The organism is Stenotrophomonas sp. 24(2023), assembly GCF_030913365.1.
In the GTDB taxonomy this organism is placed as follows: Bacteria; Pseudomonadota; Gammaproteobacteria; order Xanthomonadales; family Xanthomonadaceae; genus Stenotrophomonas.
Genome location: NZ_CP133160.1, coordinates 2156417 through 2176663, shown reverse-complemented (window position 1 = coordinate 2176663; position 20247 = coordinate 2156417). Strand labels below are relative to the sequence as shown.

Genomic DNA, 20247 nt, shown 5'->3' with positions numbered 1-20247 from the left:
TCAGCGTGCCCAGATTTCGACGAAGCCGCCGTAACGGCGGTTGGCCGGTACGTTGGCGAAATCCCAGCTGATGATGCTGGCCGCGGTGTTGATGGTGAAGACGGGCGAATACTGGCTCAGCGTGACCGGCGTCAGGTCGGTGTCTTCCGGCTGGCGCGAGAAACCCGCGCTGCCGTTGCCCGATCCATAGCTGATCCTGGCCAGCACCCGGAACAGGCGCCCCTGCGGGTCGTAGCCCAGACTGCCATCGGCATTGAATACCTGGATTCCTGCTGGCATTACCGTACTCCCTTGTGTGCACGCAGCTCCTGGCCGCGTTGAAGATGCGAATGAAGGATTGGCCGATGCACCGCGCGTTGTCGGCGCTCTTCGCCCAACGCCGCGCCCCAGCCCTGGCGATCAGTAGGTGTAGGCCGCCAGCACGTAGCTCGGCAGGCGCGAGGCGAACGTCTGGTAGGACGCCCCGCTGAGCGAGCGCTGGCGGTTGGCGGCACGCCTGCAGAAGTTGACGCGCAGATGTGATGCGGTTGGCGTGCTGATGGCCGCCATGTAGCGCATGTTGGTACGGATGGTAGGGCCACCGCCCTGTACGGCGTACACGTCGTGGCACAACCCTACATCTGACAGCAGGTAGGCAAGGTTGTTGCCCGGACCGTTGACCAGATCCCCGACCAGGATGTTGTCGTTGGACGTTTCGCTGGGAATGGGGGCCCTGGCACCGGACATGTTCACCAGCCCCGCCATGCGCAGCGGTCGGCTGCTCATGTCCCACTGCAGCGAACCATCGGCATTGACGACCTGCATGCCGACCCGGTTGCTGGGCACCGCGCGGCCCCAGGCCCACCACTCAAAGCTTGTCGTTCCCTGTGCCATGTTCCAGGAAAAACCAGCATTGCCTGAACTGATCCGCGTGGAACCACCATTGCAGCGGATGAACACCAGGTACGGAACGCTCTGCTGCGGCAGGCTGACCGACCCGCTCTCGCCGAGCGGGGAGGTGTTGCTGCCGATGGACTGAACGCCCTTTCCCGCGGCGAAGAATGCGAACGCGTGCGCGTTCACAAGGACAGGCACGCCACTGTCGTTGATGACTTCAAGACCGACAGACATCAGAAGCACCCGTAGAAAAGATAGGCATTCGGGTTGGACGTGGTAGCGAAGGTGAAGTTGATGTTGAGGTAGTCGCCATCAACCGCACCAGGCCGGGAGAAATTCATGAAGCCCATGGTCGGCGCGGAAAACTGGTTTCCATTCTGGTCCTGCCAACTGTCCCAATAGGTGGATGGAAGAATGGCGAACGGCTGCCCCATGCCCCCCATGCCGACAAGGACAGATGTGTTCCCACTGACCCGCAGGTCCCCCATGACCTTGCCTGCACGGTCATTGGTGTCGAACCACATCTGCCCATCCGCGCCGAAAATCTGCATCCCCGCTGCCATTACCAGATCCCCATCCGGACACGCACCTGCCCGTTGCTGTCGTACACATTGATGACGTTGTCGTTGATCGTCAGGCGCCCGCCATTGCCCGCACCATTCATTGTCAGCGTGCCGTTCTTGTCCAGTTTCCAGCGCGGCTGGCCATCGATGCCCACGGCATTGGACTGGATGACATCACCGATCATCGCGTTCTGGATCGTGCCGTTGGCGATGAAGGCCTGGTTGATGAACGTCTGCCCGCCCTGCACCACGAACGGTGCGCTGACCTGGCCACTGTTCTTGTTGAACAGCGCGAAGCGGTCGGCCTGCATCAGGATCTGGCTCTGGTAGCTGCCATCGGGCTGCTGTTCCACCCCCAGGCCCATGCCGGCCATGTAGATCTGGCCGGCACTGGTGATCTGTGCCTTGACGGTGTACGTCGCACTGACCTTGCCATCCAGGTTCACCACCGCCTGCGATACCTGCTGGACCGCCGCACTGACCCCTTCGATCTTGCCGGGCACGCCATCGATCTGCGCTTCAACGGTATCCACGCGCCGCGCCAGCGCGGCATCCTTTTCGGCCATCACGCTGTAGACGGTGATCGCGCCCGAACTGGCATCGTTCTCGCCGACGTTGTAGTCCTCTTCGCCGGCACTGTGGTCACTGACCTGCGCGAACAGGCCATCCACCTTCTCGCCCTGCGCGGTGACCTTGCCATCGATGGTGGCCACATCCAGCGCCAGCGAGTCCAGGCGGCCGACGACGGCACCGGCCTCGGCAACGGCCTGACCGATGTCCTTCCAGCGCGTGCCGGGCGGGGTCTCGTTGCCGGCCGCCGTGCCCTGCCAGCTCCAGATGCGGCCAAGGTGGATGACCGTCTGCCCGGGCGCATAGCTGGCGGCGGCATCCCAGACCAGGGGAGCCACCTGGCCCACCCGCTGCAGGGTCTGCTGCAGCTGCTGGCCCAGGGCACTTTCGTTGATGCGCCCGGCAAAGTACGCGTCATAGTCGGCGGCGTTGCTGCTGGCTTCGCCCATCACCCCTGCAGCGGCCGGATACCACGGCCCGACGTTGCCGCTGCGATCAACCAACCGCCCCCAGAACCAGAAGCGTGCACCGGCGGCCAGGCCATTCATCTGGTGCGTGGCCTGGGGGTAGGCGAAGTCGCCCAGCTTGGTGGCCTGGCTGCGGTCCGGGCTGGTGGCGTGCCACAGCTCGGTGCGTTCGGTATCCCCCGCGCCGGTGGGGAAGGCCCACGCCAGGTCGATGCCGAAGACCCGGCTGCGGCAGGCCAGCGACGCCAGTGCCGGAGGCGGCGTGGTCTTGCCTGCAATCGCGGTCAAGGCACTGAGCGCAGGCTGGGATACCGCCCCCAGCGCGTTCACGGCACGTACCCGGGCCAGGTACTGGCCGGCGTAGATGCCACGGACTTCGGCGCTCTGGGTCCCGACCCGCCCGATGCGGACCCAGTTCAGATCGCCACGGCGCCATTCCACGTCATAGGCGATCGCCTTGTCGGCGGCATCCCATTCAATGGTCAGCACCGAGGTGGCGATACCCTGGTCGACCACCGCGCGCGATGCCATGCGTACGTTGGCCGGTGGCGGCTGCACGCTCGGTGGCACGATGCTGATGGGCAGCGGCTCCAGGCGCGTGCCGTCATCAATGGCCGCGAACTTGCCCGGCACATGCTTGAGCGCGGTGATTTCATAGGTGACACCATCACCTTCGGTAATCGCCAGCACACGGAACTGCTGCAGGGCCAGTTCGGGTGATTCCAGTGCCCATACCGACTGCGCCACCGGCACCGCGGACCACGGTGCTGTCACGGTGAGGGTGTCGCCGCTCACCGACTGCACCGTGCGCGCTTCGGAATGGCCATTGGGCAGCGTCGCACGCAGGATGTCGCCTGCCGCGACCTGGTCCGGCGCCTTGTCCAGCACCAGCGTGCGCGGGCCTGCACTGCGGATGCGGCCGCCATTGCGCCGGCCTGCACGGTTCGCGTCGGCCACCTGGATGATGTCCCCGGGCATGCAGCCCAGGGCATCCAGCCCGACCGAGAAGCTGACCGTTTCGGTTTCCAGCATTTCCGTGTACAGGATGTGGTTGCCCACGCGCTGCGCCTGCGAACGCGAGTGGCAGCCCACGGCCGTCACCTCCATCTGGTTGATGCCGTAGCGCGCCACACCGGGCAGGTGCTGTACCACTTCCACCTTCTGCCGGCCGAAGTCCTCCGGATCGCTCCAGGACACCAGGGCAACCGTGTGGCGCGCCTTGCGCCCGCTGCCGGAGTAGCGGAAACGGCCATCGACCACGTTGGCCTGGCTGTAGGTCTGCACCGGATCCTTGGGCATGTCCGCCGCCGCCATCACCTGGCCACTGGCGTAGAAACTGATGCCGCGGAACATGCTGGCCATGTCCTGCAGCACGCGGTAGGCCTCGGCGCGGGTCTGCAGGTACAGGCTGCAGGTGAAGCGCGGCTCCTTGCCCCCCTGCCCATCGCTGACCGGCTCATCGCAGTAGCGCGCGATCTGGTACAGCCGCCACTTGTCCACCCAGTCCAGCGGGATGCGATGGCCCAGGCCGAACCGGTCGTTGGTGACGATGTCGAAGAACACCCAGGCCGGGTTGTTGGTCCAACTGCTCTTGAACGTACCGTCCCATACACCGGTGTAGCTGCGGGTGAGCGGATCGTAGTTGGACGGCACGCGCACCACGCGGCCCCACAACTGGTAGGCGCGGCTGGGGATGTTCTGGAACTGGCTGGCATCGACCTGCACCGCGGCCAGTGCGCAGTTGGGGTAGCGCAGCTTGGCATCGATGATCTCGGTCATCGACAGCACGTTGACGGTGTCGGCAACGGTGCTGCTGTTGGCATTGGCCGTCAGCCGGCGGATCCGCACCTGCCATTGGCTGCCGCTGGGCAGGTCGATACGGCGGCTGCGCTCGTACTGCGAGGTGGTCTTGCCGCTGAAGGCATCGGTCAGCACGGTGCTGAACGGTCCGCCGTCGGTGGCCAGGTCAACCGCATAGACGATGCGGTAGCCCTCGGTATCGCCGTTTTCGGTGTTGGTCTTCTGCAGCGCGGGCACCGCAAAGCGGATGCGTACCGCCGACAGGTCGGCACCGGACACCGTCCGCACGATCGGGGAGTCGCTGCGCAGTTCGACGTTGACGCCGACTTCGTTCTCGATCGAAGGGAACCCGGCGATGTGCTCCTGGTCCTGGGTACCGGAACGCGTTTCGACCTGGACGCCGGAAAAGTTCAGCGTGCCATCCGGGTTCTGTACCGGCACCTGGTCAAGGAACACCGACTGCTGGCCGGCCACCAGGCCGCGGATCTCGCCTTCGCTGGCCAGGTCGATGACGCGTGCCACCGCCATGGACCGCAGGCTGTCCGGGGTCTCCACCGGCGTGCGGGCGTTGCTCTTGCCTTTCTTGGCACCGGCCAGTGCCGCTGCTGCCACGCTGTGCCCGCGTGGCTGGGTCTGGATGATCGGTTTCAAAGCTGGTCCTCCGCCAGGATGCCGCCGCTGATCACGGCTGAACCCACGAACATGCCCTTGCTGTCATGGCCGCCGTAGGCGATGGGTACGGGATTGCCCTGTGCCTGGGTATTGATCGTGCCATTCATGCTGTAACTGGGCTGGTTTTCCGGGCTGTCCCTGGCCCCCACTCCCCTCGGTTGAGGAGACAGCAGCTGGGTGACACCACCGAACACCAAGCCCCACCCCAGCTTCATCATGGCGGTGCCTACCGGCCCGGCCCAGCCATAGCTCAGCCCGTTGATGATGTTGCCGGCCACGATCAGCACAACGCCCGCGATCGTCTGCAGCAGGCCACCACGCTTGCTGCCGAGCAGCACCGGTGCAATGCGGATGTCGTCCTGGCCGGGCGGGTCATGCAACTGCTCGGCGGACAGATTCTGCCTGCCGGCAAAGACGGAAAATTCCATGCCCTTGGCCCTGGCCCCCAGCAGGTACTGCTGGAAGCCGGGCAGCATCACGCACAGGGCATGCACGGCCTCAGCCGGGCTGTTGACCGCCAGCCGGAACCGGCGCCCGAAGCGGGCGCCCAGCTTGCCGTACAGGCGGATCGTACGCAGGCGGTCAGTCATGGCGCACCTCGCGATGGCGCACGATGCAGCGGGTGCGCTCGGCCCACATGCCGCCATAGGGCACGATCTCGGACAGGCGCCCGTGCAGGTGGTGCAGCATCTGGCCATCCCCCAGGTAGATGCCGGCATGGTTGGTGACCGGTGCCCGGATCTGCATCAGGATCATGTCGCCACGCCGCGGCGGGCCCTGGACCAGGTCGAAGCCTTCAGCATGCAGGCGCTCCAGGCTGTACAGGTCCTGGCCGCGGCTCCACCAGTCGTCTTCGCGGGCGTGGTCGTGCAGCGTGATGCCCAATTGGCGGGCATGGAAGTCGCGCACCAGGCTGTAGCAGTCCAGCACGCCGTGGGCGAACTGGCGGCCGACCAGCGGGGCCAGATAGCCACTGGGCTGGAGGGTCTGCAGATCGCCGCACTCCGGCGGCTGGCCCGCGACCTGGCCGACGCTGATGATGTGCCAGGCCAGGCCGCTGCGCTCGCACATCACCCGGTCAGCATCCGAAGGCGTGGCCGCAGCATCGGGATGGCTGTGCACCAGTGCCAGCACTTCGCCCTGGTCCTCGGCCGCGGCATAGTCCTCGGCGGGCAGGCGGAAGTGCTCGCTGGGCGTGCCGGCCGTGTTCCGGCAGGGCAGGTAGCACTCCTGGCCATCAATGGCCACGATCAGCCCGCAGCACTCGCGCGGGTACTCGGCCACGGCATGCGCCTGGATGGCCGTCAGGGTTGTCGGTTGCATGTTTCACCCATAAAAAAGGCCCGCGCGAGCGGGCCGGGAAGAAGGAAATGGCGCTGCGCTCAGGAGCGCAGCAGGCCAGCGGCGGGGAAGCCGCCGTAAGGCAAGGGCTTGTCCTGCCCGAAGCGCAGCTTGCAGCTGCGCACGCGCCCGCCACACTGGTCGCGGGCCGGATCGCTGGTGGCCACATCGTCGGCGTCGGCCACCGGCGGGCCGTTGTAGCCGCAGTAGGCACCGCGGTAGCCGCCGCGCACCAGCCAGCCGCACATGCCGGCGATGATCTGCCGTCCGGGCAGCTGCTCGCCGTTGAGGTCGATGGCCGTGGTCAGTTCGAACTCCACCATTTCCTTGTCTTCACCGATCTTGCGTTCGATGAACCAGACTTCATCCGGGAAATGCTCGTTGGGGTCGGCACTGGGATTGCCGTCCTCGAAGTTGGCTGCATCCAGGTACCGGGCCAGCGTCTGCCGGCGGATGAGGCGGGCACCGACCAGGTCGTCGAACATCAGGCACATGGCGGTGATGCGGCCATCGATGTTGCTGACCCGCAGGCGCGGGCTGGGCGGCTGGTCGCTGGTGCGCTCGAAACCGGAGGCTTCGATGGGCCAGGCGCCGTACTCCTGCCCCTGCCACCAGATCACACCGGACTGCAGGTGCGCATGGAAGTAGAGCTGGTCGGCACCGAAGCTGCTGGCATCCAGCTCGAAGACGGTGATGCGGCCACCCGGCTCAAGCTGCTGGGCGTCGGCGGTAATCATGGTTGTCGCTCCTGTACGGCAATGCGGTGTAGGGTGCCTGTCCGCGGAAGACGACGACCTGGTGGCCGGGCCGCAGCGAGGCATTGGTGGTGAAGCAGCGGATGGGAAGGGGCCGGTCGCCTGGCGCGGGCATCACTCACAGCTCCGCATCGGCCTGGACCAGGACCTGCGAAGTGGTGGACCAGACAACGACGCCGCCCCAGCCCTGCATGTCGTTCGGCAGCGAGGCGATGACCGCCGCGTCCACCGTCGATTGCCAGCCGGGGTTGCCGGCGTTGAAGTTGACCACCACGCCCCCGTTGCCGAAGCCCACGATGTTGAGCGCGTTCGAGGGCGAGGTGACCTTCGGTGGCACGCGCTTGGATACCTTGAACGGAACGCTGGCACGGGTATCGCCATTGGCGGTGTAGGTGATGCCCAGCACGCGGTTCGTATCGACCTGCTCGTAGTAGCGCTGGCACAGCAGCAGCTCCAGTGCCTCGGCACGGTATTCGAAGGCGGTGGCGGTATCGCCCTCCTCGATCTGGATCTCGGCCAGCTGGACCGTGCCGCTTTTCTGGCCGGCACCGAAGGCCCGCCCCGCAAAGCTGGCACCGGCATCCAGCCAGACGCTCAGCTGCAGGTAGTCGCCGGGGCCGAGGGTCTTGCCGGTGATGGCCGGAACATCGACGGTGACCTGATGCCAGCGCCACACCGTATCGAGCGTGACCGCCGCGCCGATGCTGTCCAGGGCGGTGGAGCCCCCGGTGCCATAGGACTGCTGGAACTCCACACCGACCCGGAAGCCGTCCACGCTGGAGCGTGCCTTGAAGCTGATCGTGGCCTTGCGGCCCGACAGCGTCCGCACACCTTCGATGCGCTGCTGCACCAGGGCCATGTTGCCTGCACCGGCAGTGCTCTGGACGTCCAGCCGGAGTGCGAAGCGCGAGCCGGCCAGCAGGTTGCCCGCAGCACCACCGCCGGCCGGAATGTCCTCGCGGGTGACCGCCACCGTCGACCCGATCGCGTTCACCAACCAGCGATCGGCCCCATAGCGGGGGCCGCTGGCGGCGGGCAGCGTGGTACCGCGCTGCCAGACCTGGAAACCACCGTTGATGAGGCGGTTGCGCCCGGTGACGCGGCCGTCCAGATGCAGCAGCGCCGACTGCGCCGCCTCCAGGCCGGCATAGAGCTCGGCGAAATTGTCGTTGACCTTGGTGAAGGCCGGGCGCTGTGTTTCACCCCGCTTGCCGTTGGGCTGGACAGTGTCGAGGTCGATGATCTTGCGTGTCATGTTTCAATCCTTTTCTGTAGGCGCCGGCATAGGGCGGCAGGCTGATACCCGGGCATCAGCGTCCAGCGGCTGCCTGCCAGACAGGGCTGGAACGGCGGCAGGCCGGAACTGGAATGCTGTTTCACGATGACGATGTCTGGACGAAGCAGGGCGACTGCAGCCACGCCGCACGGCCGGACTGCGCCGTTCAACAGCCACCTGCAGCACTCACCAGGGCCGCATCACCTTGAAGGACGGGATCAGCACTGGCGCGACAGGCCCGTGCACGTTGAATGGCCCCCGATCACCGCACGCACGCCCCGATGAAGACGCTGCAGTACCGCCAATGGCATGCGGGGTATCAGTAGATTTCCGCGTCGGCGGTGTAGTGGAACCAGGCACCGAAGTTGTTGGTGCTGTTGTTCCAGTTCAACTCTGCGCCGCTTGAGGCGGGGTTTCGCAACGCCACGACATTCACATCGGAGTTGTCATTTTGCGTGACCTTGCCCGCCACGCCACTCACCGCCGAGTAGATGGTGACAGTGGGTGTTGCCCGCATCGATACCGGGAAGCGGATGGGATACGCACAGAAGCTGGGGGTTGCCCCCTGCTGGAAGCCGATACCGATCCGGCCTGCATCGTTGGCGGTGCCTGGCGCGATATCCAGCGGGTAGCTCTTGTTGAAGTAGCGCTGGCACAGGTCCAGTTCCATGCCAAGCGGGCGCAGTTCGAATCCGGTCGCCTTGCTGCCGGCTTCCAGCTGCACCATCGCCAGGCCGAAGTTGCCGTTCTGGCCCCTGATCGCACCGCCATAGCCATCGGCACACAGGTCGATGACCACCCACAGGAAGTGGCTGCCGGCGTTGCTGCCGAGTGTCTTGTTCTTGACCGATGGCAGCTGCACCGTGAACTGGAAGTAGGTCCAGCGATCCGGGCGGACATCCACCGTACCCAGTTCGATGCTGACCGGAGCCGATGGCGAGCCACCGGTACCGAAATGCTGGATGAGGCGGGCACCGATCTTCGTTCCCGAACTGCCATAGACGAAGCCGGAGAGGGTTGCGGCGGTACCGGACAGTGTGGTGACGCCCTCGACCTTCTGGGCGACGTAGGCGCTACTGGTCGAGGTGGTACCTGAGACAATGCTGTTCCAGAAGCGCGTCGATTCCGGCTGTGCACCGCCATCGGGCAGGTTGGCCCCGCGGTTGACCTGGTGGGTGCAGCCCAGTGCCGCCCCCGCCCAGCGATCGGCGACATAGACCTCACCACCGGCGGTCGAGCCGGTGATGCCCCGCTGCCAGAAGTCGAAGTTGCCGTTGATCAGCCGGTTCCGGCCCGGAATGCGCCCGTTGATCGCCAGGTCCACGGCCGCCGGAATGGTGCCGATGGCGGCCTGCACGTCGGCCTTGGCCCTGGCCACGTCCTGTTCGATTTCGTTCTTGAGCTCGCTGACCGTGTCCACGATGGTCGTCACGCTGCCGAGGGCGTCATACACCTCGGCGAAATTCTCGTTGACCTTGGTGAAGGCAGGCCGCTGTGTTTCGCCGCGCTTGCCGTTGGGCTGGACGGTATCGAGATCGATGATTTTCCTTGCCATCTTTTTCTCCTACGGCTGGAAGGTCTGTTCAAAGGTGGCGGTGATGCTGGAGACCGTTCCGCCCAGATGGCTGTCGGTGTAGGTAGTGCAGTAGTACAGGCCGGTTCCCAGCGGCCCGTGCCAGAGGAAGCTCTGGCCCACGTGGCCATCCAGGAAGGCGACGATGTCGCTGATCGTGCTGCGCGTGCCGACGAACTGCAGCTGGTAGCTGCGCGCGGTGGCATTGAGGCCATCGGCAACGGACTGCCCGTAGCCATCGCCGAAGCGCACGCGCTTGACCGACGCGGTGGTGGTGCCGGTGCTCTGGCTGGTGGCCGGCCAGGTAAAGGTGTCGCTCATCGCATTGCACTCCTGCTGAGGATGCCGCCGGCCTTCAGGTCGCGGGCCTGGAGCTCGCGGTACTTGCGCTCCACGAACTGGCCGATTTCGTTGCCGAACTGCTGCAGCGTGCTTTCATTGCTGCTCACTTCCTTGCCGCCGTTGTTGTCGATGCGGATGCTGACCCCCACGCCGCCACCGCCACCGGCGCCATGTGCGGCCACGCCCAGGCGGCCATCCGGGCCACGCTGCAGCGGCATGATCGCTTCCGGGCCGGCTTCGCCGAACACGCCGGCGCCCTTGGCGAACGCGAACAGCTGCGGCGTGTCATAGACACCGCCGGAGTAGGCCGACAGGCTGGGCGACTGGTAGACACCGCCCTTGGCATTGGCCTGTGGCGCCGCCCCGCCCAGGCCGAGCAGGCCCGTGATCTGCTTGACGCCCCAGACGATGGCCTGCTGGATGGCGATCATCTTGAGGTCGGCGATGATCGACTTGGCCAGTTCCTTGTAATTGGATTTGCCCTTCGTCACGAAGCTCTGCAATGCCGCCTCGGCTCCGGTGAATGCCTTGGAAAATGCTTCCTTGGTGGCCTTGGCGGAGTTCTCGGTCCTTTCCATGTATTCGCCAAGCGCGCTGCCGAAGCCCTTGCGGAACCCCGAGAACCCCTTGGTGTCCTTACCATCCTTGGCGTCCTTGGCATCGCCCTCCTTGGCATCGCCGGCCTTGCCGTCCTTGGGGGCGGCCAGGCCCGCGGCGCCGGCCTCGTCCTTGGTCTCGTCCTTGGGCGTCAGGTCGACCCCCATCAGGCCGGCGATCTTCCTCGCCCCCCAGACCAGCGTCTGCTGCACGGCAATCAGCTTCAGGTCGGACAGGATGGACCGGGCCAGTTCCTTGTACTTGGACTTGCCGGTGGTCACGAAGCTCTGCAGGGCTTCCTCGGCGCCGGTGAACGCCTTGTCGAAGGCCGCCTTGGCGGCGGCGGCGGTGTTTTCGGTCTTGCCGATGTACTCGCCGAGCGCGCTGCCCAGGCCCTTGCGGATGCCCGCCCGGCCCATGTCGTCCTTTTCCGTCTTTTCTTCTTTCTTCTTGTCCTTGCCGGCGTCACCGCCCGCGGCGGCCGCACCGCTCTTCGCCGCCGCCTGCAGCTGCGTGTTCAGCGCGGTCAGCTGCGTGGACAGTGCCGTGACCAGCGAGGCGCTGGTGGTCAGCACGGCATTGAATGCCTGCTGCACCGTATTGATCTTTTCCAGCTGCCGCTGGAATTCCTGCGTGGTGCTGGTCATCTCGGTCATGCTGCGCCTTGCTGCCTGCATGGCCGTTTCCAGTGCGTTGCTGGCCTCCACGGTGGCCCGTGTGCTGCCAGGCGATGTAGTGCTCATTGAGTGTTCCTCGGGAGAGTCGGCTCCGCATCGGCGGAGTCGGGACCGGCCATCGGCGTTGCCGCGATGGCCGGCTCATTCCTGTTGCATCTGCTCCAGGGCAGCGCGTTCGATGACGCGGATGGCCGCCATCACCTCGTCGTACCGGTCGCCGTCGAGCGCTTCGCGCTCCAGCTCCCGGTAGACCACGTTGTAATCCAGCCCGATCGGGCCACCTGCGCCGACGCGCCACTGGGTGGCAACCCGCGAGAAAAGCGCGATGGGAAGCACGCACTCCGGCCACAGCTCGACCTGTGGCGGCGGAAAATGCTTTGCCTTCAATCCAAGCTGCATCAGCTCGGATTCGGTGGGGGCCCGCCAGTACAGGGCCCCCACCGCCTCGATCAGTTTCCCTTGCGCGCGACCTGCAGGGCCTGGGTGTAGCCACCGATGATGGCGCCATCCAGGCCGGCCTGCTGCTGCAGGGCCAGTTCGACACCGGCCGTGTCCAGGGTGACGTCGGCATCCCAATCGACGACGATGTCCAGGATTGCCTGGGCCACGCTCAGCGTGTCATCGCCCAGGCGCTCGAGCAGCTGCGCATAGTCGGCCACCGGCAGGTGCCGGTAGGTCAGGTTCAGCTTCTGCTCGCGACCGTGGCCGACGATGGTCAGGGTGCTCTTGAACGTCTCCGGCGCCTTGACCTGGAACATCAGGCGCCCTCCACCAGGATGGAATCGGCCAGTGCGGTGAAGGTGGCGGTGGTGCCCATCGGGGTGTTGGCCGCCATGCTCGGGTCGCCGTTGTAGCTCAGGTAGCCGTACCAGTACAGGACGTCGCCGCCGACCAGCTTGGCGCGCAGCACGACCGGCTCGCCCTTGGCATCGGCGTTCTTCAGCGCGGCGTACCACGGCTTCTTCGGGTCGTAGAACAGCGGCAGGGTGATGGTCTTGGCGTTCTTGAAGGTCGGCAGCTGGACCTGGCGGCCGGTCGGGTCCTCCAACAGGGTGCCGCTCCAGTACTGCTGTTCGCCACCGGCGGTGGTCGGGTCGCCCTGCTGGTCCAGGTCGATGAAGGGGCCGGCCTTGCGCAGCACGCCGGCGCCGCTGGTGCCCGGGAACAGCACGTTGTCAGTGGTGTCCACGCCCAGCAGTTCAACGCTGCCGGTCGCGGCGGCGCCGGCGCGGGTGGCGCGGTTCTTCAGGGCCGGCCAGCCCGGCAGGTCGACCACCAGCACGTCACCGGTATCGACGCTGTTGGCGGCAACGCTGGCCAGGGCCGGATGGGCCTTGGAGACGGCAGTGGTGGCGATGGGGGTGGCAGTGACCGGTGCGAAGCCGAACTGGGTGCCCTTGGGAAGCTTGAGTGCCATGTTGCATTTCCTCGTTCTGATTGGAAAAAAAAGACCCGGCGCGAGCCGGGTCCGGGGTACGTGGAGCGGTGGAACTAGGGGTCGGGGTACCACAGCCCGATATCGAGCCGCGCCCCGTATTTGCGGATCGCCGGCTCATGGACGGCGACCGCTGCACCGAAGGATTCGGCCTTCGGCAGTCCGGCACACACCTGGTCTTCGATCCTGCGCACCAGGGTGTTTGCCTGTTCCCGGCTGTCGGCCCACACGGTCAGCTGCACGCGGGCGTGCTTCTGTTCGGGCGTGCTGCCTTCGTTGAACCACAGCGCCTGCCCGCCTGCCTGCCGGTAGACCGCGCAGGGGTAGATGACAGGCTCGGGCGGGGTGTCGGGGTAGAGGCGGCCCTGCAGCAACGGGCCGAGCAGCTGCTGCAGCTGCACTTCGTAACTCATCGTGGTGTCCTCATGGCGATCGGCTCAGGCCGTGCCGGCCCGCTGCTCGGTGAACAGCACCGCCGTCTGCCCCAGGGCATGGTCGGGGGCGACGCCGGTGATGTCGAAGGTGTGGCCGTCATGCACGATGCGCATGCCGACGGTGATGCCCGCCCGTCGCGCCGGCGGCAGGCGCACCTGGAAACGCTGGCGGCGGATGGAAGCAGGCAGGCCACTGTCCAGCAGCAGCCGCTGCCCGGCATCGGCCGGATCGGCAGCAACCGCAGCCCAGAGGTCGGCCACGGTCACCCAGGCCTCCAGCGGCTGGCCCCAGGCATCGGCACGCCCATCGCGGCGCTCGATGCGGATGCGGCGATTGAAGTGGCCGGCGTTCATGGCGTGCCTGCCAGCCGGTAGGGATCCAGCAGCGCGGCGGCGCCGAACGGCAGTTCAACGGCGATGGCCGCGGTGCCGGCCGACGGTGGCAGGGCATGCACGGACACGACCACCGCTTCGCGATGGGCATACAGGTGGCCCAGCAGCAGGCGCACCGCTGCGCGGATGCTGTCGTTGGCCGGCAGGCCCTGCAGCAGGCGTGCCCCGCGCGCGGTGGCGACGGCCAGGCGGCGGTCGGCCACATCGCGCATGGCCTTGGCCTTGGCGGCATTGCCTTCGGCCGTGGCGGCGGCAACCGCGGCATCATGCCCGGCCACCGCCGCCGCCATGTCCTGCGGGAACTGGTCCAGCGCCTGGTCCAGCGCGGTCTGGTCATCAAACAGGGAGCGACCCAGGTAGGCCGACGCCGCATCCGTGGCAGCGGCCAGCAGGTCGCCCAGGATCGCGTCGTCGTAGTCGCCATCGATACGGCAGTGCACGCGGCACTGCTCAAGTGTCAGCAGGGGCATCGAGCCCTCCTTCGTTGGTGGATGTCAGGTGCCCCGGCCCTGCGCGCACGGCAACCGCCCGCGCAGTCGGCAGGACGGCGCGGCAGCACAGGGTCGGGGCGGAAACGGATCAACCCCTGCCAGGACGGCGGGGCGGGACACGATGACGGGCAGGGGCGGAACGCCCTGACGAAAAAAGCCCCCGGGGTCGCCGGAGGCTTCTATGTCATCGTGGTTGAAAAGATACGCGGCGGGTGTGCACCCGTCAATCGGCAAACCGTCACCAGAAAAGTGACCTGCCGGACGGTGGCGGGGCGGTGGTCACAGCGGTGTCGGCGCGGCTGGCTAGAATGCATGCCATGGCCACTTCCCCTGCCCGTCCCCCGTTCTTCGATACGCGCAGCGAACAGGGCGTGCTGCGTATTTCCATCGCCTTTTCGCTCGCGGTGGCACTGGCCGGCGTGGTGTTCGGCCTGCTGGCCAATTCCTCGCTGATCATCTTCGATGGCATCTACGGGCTGATCGATGTGGTGATGACCTGGCTGTCGCTGCTGGTCGCGCGGTTGATCGCGCTGTCCACCCAGACCGATGCCCTGCAGTCGCGGCTCAACCAGCGCTTCACGATGGGTTTCTGGCATCTGGAGCCGATCGTGCTGGGGGTCAGCGGCACGCTGATGATCGGTGCGGCGCTGTACGCGCTGGTCAATGCGGTGGATGCCCTGATGTCCGGCGGCCGCCACATCGCGCTGGGGCCGGCGATCCTCTTCGGCGTGGTCTCGCTGCTGGCCGAAAGTGCGTTCGGCCTGTTCGTGCTGCGCGCGAACAGGCGCATCGGTTCGGACTTCATCGCCCTGGATGCGAAGAACTGGATCATCGCCGCCAGCATGTCCGCCTGCTACGTGGTCGCTTTCATCGGCGGCATGCTGGTGCAGGGCACGCACCTGGCCTGGGTCGGGCCGTACATCGACCCGGCCATCCTGGCGGTGGTGTGCCTGTTCGTGATGGTCGCCCCGCTGGGCACCGTGCGCCAGGCCGTGGCCGGCATCCTGCTGGTCACCCCGGCCGACCTGCAGGCGCATGTGGATGCCGTCGCGCGCGAGGTCGTGCAGCAGCATGGCTTCATCGAACACCGCAGCTATGTCGCGCAGGTCGGCCGCGGCCAGCAGATCGAACTGTTCTTCGTGGTCCGCGCCGATGACCCGCCACGGCCACTGGCCGAGTGGGACCAGCTGCGCGATGCGATCGGCCATGCGCTGGGCGAGGAATCGCCGGACCGCTGGCTGACCATCATGTTCACCACCGACCGGGAATGGGCGATCTAGCCTCCACGGCACCAATCCGTACGATGTGTCATGTTTGACGGACGCCACATCACCCTTCGTACCGATCCTTCCGGCAAAGTATCTCTCACCGGCCACCCCGGCCATTTCTGACAGGAGCACCCCGATGTCCATCGAAAAGGTTCTGTACACCGCCCAGGCCACTGCAACCGGCGGCCGCGAAGGCCGTGCCGTGTCCTCCGACAACGTGCTGGACATCCAGCTGTCGACCCCGCGCGAGCTGGGCGGCGCCGGCGGCCCGGGCACCAACCCGGAACAGCTGTTCGCTGCTGGCTACTCGGCCTGCTTCCTGGGCGCGCTGAAGTTCGTGGCCGGCCAGGCCAAGGTCGCGCTGCCGGCCGACACCACCGTCACCGGCCGCGTGGGCATCGGCCAGATTCCGACCGGTTTCGGCATCGAAGCGGAGCTGACCATCACCGTGCCGGGCGTGCCGCGCGAGCAGGTCGAAGAGCTGGTGCAGAAGGCCCACATCGTCTGCCCGTACTCCAACGCCACCCGCGGCAACATCGACGTGACGCTGATCGTTGCCTGATGGCGACGGGGTCGGCCCCCTTCTGCATGACGACAGGGGGCTGATCCCAAAAAAATGGGCGGATGCCGGCCGAAACCGGGCATCCGCCCATCCCACCCCGGGTGGGCCCCGGCACGTGGCCGGGGACGCATTCGCTTACTTCTCGCTCGCGATGAGCTGCACCACGCTGGAGAAATCCAGCTTGCCGCGACCGGCCTGGTGGTTCATCGAGTACAGGTTGCGGGCCAGTTCGCCCAGCGGGATCGAGGCGCCCACGCCCATCGCCGCCTCCACCGCCAGCCCCATGTCCTTGAGCATCAGGTCGCTGCCGAAGCCGCCGCTGTAGCCGCGCGAGGCCGGCGCATTTTCCAGCACGCCCGGCCACGGGTTGCACACTTCGGTGGCCCAGCTGCGGCCGGTGCTGACGGCCATCATCTGCGACAGCACCTTCGGGTCCAGTCCGTGCGCCACGCCCAGGGCGATGGCTTCACCGGTCACCGCCATGATCACGCCCAGCGCCATGTTGTTGCACAGCTTGGCGACCTGGCCGGCACCGCTGGCACCGACGTGGAAGATGTTCTTGCCCATCGCCTGCAGCACCGGGCGCGCGCGTTCCAGCGCATCCTCTTCGCCACCGACGATGAAGGTCAGGGTGCCGGCCTGGGCACCGGCGGTACCGCCGGACACCGGCGCGTCGATCATCTGCAGGCCGCGTGCCGCAGCGGCCTCGGACACCTTGCGCGCGCTGGCCGGCGCAATGGTGCTGCAGTCGATGACCAGGGCACCGGCTGGAATCGCGGCGAGGATGCCGTCATCGCCCAGGTACACGCCTTCGACGTGGCGGCTGGCGGGCAGCATCGAAATCACCACCTCGGCATCGGCCAGGGTGTCGCGCGCCGACGCGGCCGCGCTGGCACCGGCATCGACGGCGGCCTGCACCGCGGCCGGGACCAGATCGAACACGCGCACGGTGTGGCCGTTCCTGACCAGGTTGGCGGCCATCGGGCCACCCATGTTGCCCAACCCGATGAATGCAATGTGGCTCATGCAAGGCTCCTTTCAGCAAGGGGAGTGCCCAGGTCGGCCAGCGGATGCGCGGTGCCGGCCCAGGGGGAAGCGAAGAAGGTGTCGGCCCACGCAGCGCTGGCCTCGGCCAACGAGGCCGGGTTCCACGACGGGTTGCGGTCCTTGTCGATCAGCAGCGCGCGGATGCCTTCGGCGAAATCGCCATGGGCCGCGCAATGCAGGGCGACGATGTACTCCAGCCGGTAGACGCTGGCCAGATCCTGGCCGGCACTGCGGCGCTGCAGCTCGAAGGCCAGACGCGCCGAACCGGGGGCACCGGCGGCGAGGGTCTTCTGGGCGGCCTGCAACCAGGCATCATCGGTCTGCAGGGCGGCAATGCGCGCGACGATCGCCTCGAGGTCATCGCCTTCGCACAACGCAGTCACCTGGGCGGCGTTGGCCAGCAGCGGGCCAGTGGGCGCATCGCTGGCAAAGGACTGCAGCAGGTGCGACAGGCGCTCGTGGTTGTGCGCGGCATCGGCCGACCACGCGACCTGCAGCAACGCGTCGAACACCGCGCTGCGACGTTCTTCGGCCACGTGCACGTCGGCCAGGCCCGCGTAGATGGCATCGCCCGGGTTGAGCAGCGCGCCGGTCAGGGCCAGGAACAGGCCACCGTTGCCCGGCACGCGCGGCAGCAGCCAGCTGCCGCCGACATCCGGGAACAGGCCAACGGTGATTTCCGGGAAGGCCAGCTTGGAACGCTCGCTGACCACGCGGTGGCTGGCACCGGACATCAGGCCGATGCCGCCGCCCATCACGATGCCGTGGCCCCAGCACAGGATCGGCTTGGCGTAGGTGTGGATGAGGTAATCGACGCGGTACTCGACGTCGAAGAACTCGGCAGCGTAGTCGTTCTGGCGGATGTCGCGGTGGCCGGCCTCGCGGAAGGCGACCATGGCCTTGTACAGGCTGTGCAGGTCACCACCGGCGCAGAATGCCTTTTCGCCTGCACCCTGCAGCACCACCATCGCGATGCCGTCATCGTCGGCCCAGGCGCTCAACTGCTTCAACAGCAGGTGCGCCATCGGCAGCGAGAAACCGTTGAGCGTGCGCGGCGCGTTGAGGGTGGCGATGCCGATGCGCGTACCATTACTGGCAGCGCGCTCTTCGAACAGCACCGGCGCGTCGTCGGCAGCGGTGTCGGTGGTCATGCGTTCTTCCACTGCGCGGCGCGCTTTTCCAGGAAGGCGGTCACGCCCTCGACCTGGTCGGCGGTGTCGAACAGATCGACGAAGGCTTCACGCTCGGCCACCAGCGCCGAGGCGTGGGTACCGGTGCGGGTGGACTGCACCAGGGTCTTGCAGGCGGCGATGCTGGTCGGGCTCTGCTTGCCGGCCTTGGCCGCCCACTCAAGTGCCAGTGCCTTGGCTTCGCCCTTGCCGACCTTTTCTTCGGCCAGGCCAATGCGCAGCGCGGTCTCGGCGTTGATGCGCTCGCCCAGCAGGATCATGCGCTTGGCCCAGCCCTCGCCCACCAGGCGCGGCAGGTTCTGGGTGCCACCGGCGCACGGCAGCAGGCCGACGGTGGCCTCCGGCAGCGCGACCTGGGCGTGCTCTTCGATGATGCGCAGGTCGCAGGCCAGCGCACATTCCAGGCCGCCGCCCATCGCGTAGCCGTTGATCGCGGCAATCGACACCCCACGGAAACCGGACAGCGCTTCAAAGGCTTCGCCGAAGCGGCGCGCGGCCTCGCGTGCGGCGGCCTTGTCGCCCGAGGCGAACTGGTTGAGGTCGGCGCCGGCGGAGAAGAACTTCTCGCCGTCACCGGTGATCACCAGTGCGTAGATCTCACGGTCTGCGTTCAGCGCGCCGACCAGGTCGCGCAGCGCCGACAGGCTGTGCACGGTCCAGGTATGCGCCGGCGGGTTGTGCAGGGTGACCACGGCGGTGTGACCATCGGCCTCGACCTTCAGGCCCACGTGCTCCTGGGTACGCCAATCCTTCATCGCAGTTCCTCTTCGGTGTTGAGCAGGTGACGGGCAACGATCACCCGCATGATCTCGTTGGTGCCTTCCAGGATCTGGTGCACGCGGCAGTCGCGCAGCAGGCGCTCGATCGGGTATTCGCGGATGTAGCCGTAGCCGCCGTGGATCTGCAGGGCTTCATTGCAGACGTTGAAACCGGCATCGGTGGCAAAGCGCTTGGCCATCGCGCACCACACGTTGGCATCGCTGGCACCGGCGTCGAGCTTGCGCGCGGCGGTGTGCACCATCTGCCGGGCGGCGACCAGTTCGATGGCCATGTCGGCCAGCTTGAACTGCAGTGCCTGGAACTCGGCCAGCGCCTTGCCGAACTGGCGGCGCTCGCCCATGTAACGGCGCGCGGCATCCAGTGCACCCTGCGCGGCGCCCAGCGAGCAGGCGGCGATGTTGATGCGGCCGCCGTCGAGCCCCTTCATCGCCAGCTTGAAGCCGCCACCTTCCTCTCCCAGCAGGTGGCTGACCGGCACGCGGACGTTCTCGAAGGTGATGCCCCGGGTGGGCTGGCTGTTCCAGCCCATCTTCTCTTCCTTGCGGCCGAAGCTGATGCCCGGCAGGTCCGACGGCACGGCGATGGCACTGACACCTCCGGCACCGGGGCCACCGGTACGTGCCATCACCACCAGCAGCTCGGTGGCACCGGCGCCGGAGATGAAGGCCTTGGCGCCGTTCAGCACAAAGTGGTCACCCTCGCGCACGGCCGTGGTCTTCAACGAGGCCGCATCGGAACCGGCACCCGGCTCGGTCAGGCAGTACGAGGCCAGCTTGAGGCCGGCGGCCAGGTCCTGGCCCCACGCTTCGCGCAGGCTGTCCTGGCCCCACTTGGACACCATCCACGAGGCCATGTTGTGGATGCTGATGTAGGCCGCGGTCGACGGATCGACCGAGGCGAGCTCCTCGATGACGACGGCGGCGTCCAGGCGACTCAGGCCGCTGCCGCCGACTTCCGGGTCCATGTACAGACCGCAGAAGCCCAGTTCACCGGCCTTGGCGATCGCCTCGCGCGGAAAGATGCCCTCCGCATCCCATCGCGCGGCGTGCGGCGCCAGTTCGGCCTGTGCGAAGTCACGCGCTGCCTCGCGGTAGGCCTGCTGCGCTTCTTCCAGTTCCGTCGTCATCGAGTGGCTCAT

The 20247-nt window shown here is 66.9% G+C and carries 23 protein-coding genes; 2 read left to right on the top strand and 21 right to left on the bottom strand.

Features of this window, described 5'->3' with window-relative positions; all coding sequences use genetic code 11:
* The 17 genes from Q9R17_RS09580 to Q9R17_RS09500 all read right to left on the bottom strand — a co-directional run bounded on the left by Q9R17_RS09580 (position 1) and on the right by Q9R17_RS09500 (position 14241).
* Positions 1 to 279 (bottom strand): hypothetical protein, encoded by a 279-nt coding sequence (locus Q9R17_RS09580; RefSeq protein ID WP_308158183.1) that lies wholly within the window; start codon positions 277 to 279, stop codon positions 1 to 3.
* Positions 280 to 399: 120 nt separating this feature from the next.
* The gene (locus Q9R17_RS09575; protein ID WP_308158182.1) at positions 400 to 1110 is read right to left on the bottom strand and encodes a hypothetical protein; all 711 of its coding nucleotides are present in this window, start codon (positions 1108 to 1110) and stop codon (positions 400 to 402) included.
* Complete coding sequence (locus Q9R17_RS09570; protein WP_308158181.1) at positions 1110 to 1427, bottom strand: hypothetical protein; 318 nt, start codon at positions 1425 to 1427, stop codon at positions 1110 to 1112. Before Q9R17_RS09570 ends, Q9R17_RS09575 begins: the two co-directional genes overlap by 1 nt.
* Positions 1428 to 1438: 11 nt before the next feature.
* A complete protein-coding gene (locus tag Q9R17_RS09565; protein WP_308158180.1) occupies positions 1439 to 4927 on the bottom strand; it encodes a phage tail protein in 3489 nt (1162 codons plus the stop codon).
* The gene (locus tag Q9R17_RS09560) at positions 4924 to 5538 is read right to left on the bottom strand and encodes a tail assembly protein (protein WP_308158179.1); all 615 of its coding nucleotides are present in this window, start codon (positions 5536 to 5538) and stop codon (positions 4924 to 4926) included. The genes Q9R17_RS09565 and Q9R17_RS09560 overlap by 4 nt, the downstream gene beginning before the upstream one ends.
* On the bottom strand, positions 5531 to 6271 hold the full coding sequence (locus Q9R17_RS09555) for a C40 family peptidase (RefSeq protein WP_308158178.1): 741 nt from the start codon (positions 6269 to 6271) through the stop codon (positions 5531 to 5533). The genes Q9R17_RS09560 and Q9R17_RS09555 overlap by 8 nt, the downstream gene beginning before the upstream one ends.
* Positions 6272 to 6330: 59 nt before the next feature.
* Positions 6331 to 7026 (bottom strand): phage minor tail protein L, encoded by a 696-nt coding sequence (locus Q9R17_RS09550; RefSeq protein WP_308158177.1) that lies wholly within the window; start codon positions 7024 to 7026, stop codon positions 6331 to 6333.
* A gap of 136 nt (positions 7027 to 7162) precedes the next feature.
* Positions 7163 to 8299, bottom strand: a complete 1137-nt coding sequence (locus Q9R17_RS09545) for a hypothetical protein (protein WP_308158176.1) — start codon at positions 8297 to 8299, stop codon at positions 7163 to 7165.
* 340 nt (positions 8300 to 8639) lie between these two features.
* Positions 8640 to 9875, bottom strand: a complete 1236-nt coding sequence (locus Q9R17_RS09540; RefSeq protein ID WP_308158175.1) for a hypothetical protein — start codon at positions 9873 to 9875, stop codon at positions 8640 to 8642.
* A gap of 9 nt (positions 9876 to 9884) precedes the next feature.
* On the bottom strand, positions 9885 to 10214 hold the full coding sequence (locus Q9R17_RS09535) for a phage tail protein (protein ID WP_308158174.1): 330 nt from the start codon (positions 10212 to 10214) through the stop codon (positions 9885 to 9887).
* Positions 10211 to 11575, bottom strand: a complete 1365-nt coding sequence (locus Q9R17_RS09530) for a phage tail tape measure C-terminal domain-containing protein (protein ID WP_308158173.1) — start codon at positions 11573 to 11575, stop codon at positions 10211 to 10213. The genes Q9R17_RS09535 and Q9R17_RS09530 overlap by 4 nt, the downstream gene beginning before the upstream one ends.
* Before the next feature lie 75 nt (positions 11576 to 11650).
* Complete coding sequence (locus Q9R17_RS09525; RefSeq protein ID WP_308158172.1) at positions 11651 to 11908, bottom strand: DUF1799 domain-containing protein; 258 nt, start codon at positions 11906 to 11908, stop codon at positions 11651 to 11653.
* A 50-nt stretch (positions 11909 to 11958) separates the two neighbouring features.
* Positions 11959 to 12267, bottom strand: coding sequence for a phage tail assembly chaperone (locus tag Q9R17_RS09520; protein ID WP_308158171.1), 309 nt, complete (start codon positions 12265 to 12267; stop codon positions 11959 to 11961).
* Positions 12267 to 12926, bottom strand: a complete 660-nt coding sequence (locus Q9R17_RS09515) for a phage tail tube protein (protein ID WP_308158170.1) — start codon at positions 12924 to 12926, stop codon at positions 12267 to 12269. The genes Q9R17_RS09520 and Q9R17_RS09515 overlap by 1 nt, the downstream gene beginning before the upstream one ends.
* Before the next feature lie 74 nt (positions 12927 to 13000).
* The gene (locus Q9R17_RS09510) at positions 13001 to 13357 is read right to left on the bottom strand and encodes a DUF3168 domain-containing protein (protein ID WP_308158169.1); all 357 of its coding nucleotides are present in this window, start codon (positions 13355 to 13357) and stop codon (positions 13001 to 13003) included.
* A gap of 24 nt (positions 13358 to 13381) precedes the next feature.
* Positions 13382 to 13732, bottom strand: a complete 351-nt coding sequence (locus Q9R17_RS09505; RefSeq protein ID WP_308158168.1) for a head-tail adaptor protein — start codon at positions 13730 to 13732, stop codon at positions 13382 to 13384.
* On the bottom strand, positions 13729 to 14241 hold the full coding sequence (locus Q9R17_RS09500; protein WP_308158167.1) for a head-tail connector protein: 513 nt from the start codon (positions 14239 to 14241) through the stop codon (positions 13729 to 13731). The genes Q9R17_RS09505 and Q9R17_RS09500 overlap by 4 nt, the downstream gene beginning before the upstream one ends.
* A 338-nt stretch (positions 14242 to 14579) precedes the next feature.
* Between Q9R17_RS09500 and Q9R17_RS09495 the strand changes: the two genes are divergently transcribed.
* Positions 14580 to 15542: a cation transporter gene (locus Q9R17_RS09495; protein ID WP_308158166.1), complete on the top strand. Its 963-nt coding sequence runs from the start codon at positions 14580 to 14582 to the stop codon at positions 15540 to 15542.
* Positions 15543 to 15666: 124 nt separating this feature from the next.
* Complete coding sequence (locus tag Q9R17_RS09490; protein ID WP_308158165.1) at positions 15667 to 16092, top strand: organic hydroperoxide resistance protein; 426 nt, start codon at positions 15667 to 15669, stop codon at positions 16090 to 16092.
* A gap of 135 nt (positions 16093 to 16227) precedes the next feature.
* On the opposite strand, the gene mmsB is transcribed toward Q9R17_RS09490, so the two are convergent.
* Genes mmsB through Q9R17_RS09470 form a run of 4 tightly spaced genes read right to left on the bottom strand, consistent with a single transcriptional unit; the run spans position 16228 to position 20247 of the window.
* Positions 16228 to 17118, bottom strand: a complete 891-nt coding sequence (gene mmsB / locus Q9R17_RS09485) for a 3-hydroxyisobutyrate dehydrogenase (protein ID WP_308158164.1) — start codon at positions 17116 to 17118, stop codon at positions 16228 to 16230.
* Entirely contained in the window at positions 17115 to 18290 is a 1176-nt protein-coding gene (locus Q9R17_RS09480; RefSeq protein WP_308158163.1) for an enoyl-CoA hydratase/isomerase family protein, read from the bottom strand. The genes mmsB and Q9R17_RS09480 overlap by 4 nt, the downstream gene beginning before the upstream one ends.
* The gene (locus Q9R17_RS09475; RefSeq protein ID WP_308158162.1) at positions 18287 to 19084 is read right to left on the bottom strand and encodes an enoyl-CoA hydratase; all 798 of its coding nucleotides are present in this window, start codon (positions 19082 to 19084) and stop codon (positions 18287 to 18289) included. The genes Q9R17_RS09480 and Q9R17_RS09475 overlap by 4 nt, the downstream gene beginning before the upstream one ends.
* On the bottom strand, positions 19081 to 20247 hold the full coding sequence (locus Q9R17_RS09470) for an acyl-CoA dehydrogenase family protein (protein WP_308158161.1): 1167 nt from the start codon (positions 20245 to 20247) through the stop codon (positions 19081 to 19083). Before Q9R17_RS09470 ends, Q9R17_RS09475 begins: the two co-directional genes overlap by 4 nt.

Coding starts and splice junctions, on each gene's coding strand:
- Q9R17_RS09580 (WP_308158183.1), bottom strand. CDS start 279: ATGCCAGCAGGAATCCAGGTATTCAATGCCGATGGCAGTCTGGGCTAC.
- Q9R17_RS09575 (WP_308158182.1), bottom strand. CDS start 1,110: ATGTCTGTCGGTCTTGAAGTCATCAACGACAGTGGCGTGCCTGTCCTT.
- Q9R17_RS09570 (WP_308158181.1), bottom strand. CDS start 1,427: ATGCAGATTTTCGGCGCGGATGGGCAGATGTGGTTCGACACCAATGAC.
- Q9R17_RS09560 (WP_308158179.1), bottom strand. CDS start 5,538: ATGACTGACCGCCTGCGTACGATCCGCCTGTACGGCAAGCTGGGCGCC.
- Q9R17_RS09555 (WP_308158178.1), bottom strand. CDS start 6,271: ATGCAACCGACAACCCTGACGGCCATCCAGGCGCATGCCGTGGCCGAG.
- Q9R17_RS09550 (WP_308158177.1), bottom strand. CDS start 7,026: ATGATTACCGCCGACGCCCAGCAGCTTGAGCCGGGTGGCCGCATCACC.
- Q9R17_RS09545 (WP_308158176.1), bottom strand. CDS start 8,299: ATGACACGCAAGATCATCGACCTCGACACTGTCCAGCCCAACGGCAAG.
- Q9R17_RS09540 (WP_308158175.1), bottom strand. CDS start 9,875: ATGGCAAGGAAAATCATCGATCTCGATACCGTCCAGCCCAACGGCAAG.
- Q9R17_RS09535 (WP_308158174.1), bottom strand. CDS start 10,214: ATGAGCGACACCTTTACCTGGCCGGCCACCAGCCAGAGCACCGGCACC.
- Q9R17_RS09530 (WP_308158173.1), bottom strand. CDS start 11,575: ATGAGCACTACATCGCCTGGCAGCACACGGGCCACCGTGGAGGCCAGC.
- Q9R17_RS09525 (WP_308158172.1), bottom strand. CDS start 11,908: ATGCAGCTTGGATTGAAGGCAAAGCATTTTCCGCCGCCACAGGTCGAG.
- Q9R17_RS09520 (WP_308158171.1), bottom strand. CDS start 12,267: ATGTTCCAGGTCAAGGCGCCGGAGACGTTCAAGAGCACCCTGACCATC.
- Q9R17_RS09515 (WP_308158170.1), bottom strand. CDS start 12,926: ATGGCACTCAAGCTTCCCAAGGGCACCCAGTTCGGCTTCGCACCGGTC.
- Q9R17_RS09510 (WP_308158169.1), bottom strand. CDS start 13,357: ATGAGTTACGAAGTGCAGCTGCAGCAGCTGCTCGGCCCGTTGCTGCAG.
- Q9R17_RS09505 (WP_308158168.1), bottom strand. CDS start 13,732: ATGAACGCCGGCCACTTCAATCGCCGCATCCGCATCGAGCGCCGCGAT.
- Q9R17_RS09500 (WP_308158167.1), bottom strand. CDS start 14,241: ATGCCCCTGCTGACACTTGAGCAGTGCCGCGTGCACTGCCGTATCGAT.
- Q9R17_RS09495 (WP_308158166.1), top strand. CDS start 14,580: ATGGCCACTTCCCCTGCCCGTCCCCCGTTCTTCGATACGCGCAGCGAA.
- Q9R17_RS09490 (WP_308158165.1), top strand. CDS start 15,667: ATGTCCATCGAAAAGGTTCTGTACACCGCCCAGGCCACTGCAACCGGC.
- mmsB (WP_308158164.1), bottom strand. CDS start 17,118: ATGAGCCACATTGCATTCATCGGGTTGGGCAACATGGGTGGCCCGATG.
- Q9R17_RS09480 (WP_308158163.1), bottom strand. CDS start 18,290: ATGACCACCGACACCGCTGCCGACGACGCGCCGGTGCTGTTCGAAGAG.
- Q9R17_RS09475 (WP_308158162.1), bottom strand. CDS start 19,084: ATGAAGGATTGGCGTACCCAGGAGCACGTGGGCCTGAAGGTCGAGGCC.
- Q9R17_RS09470 (WP_308158161.1), bottom strand. CDS start 20,247: ATGAGCCACTCGATGACGACGGAACTGGAAGAAGCGCAGCAGGCCTAC.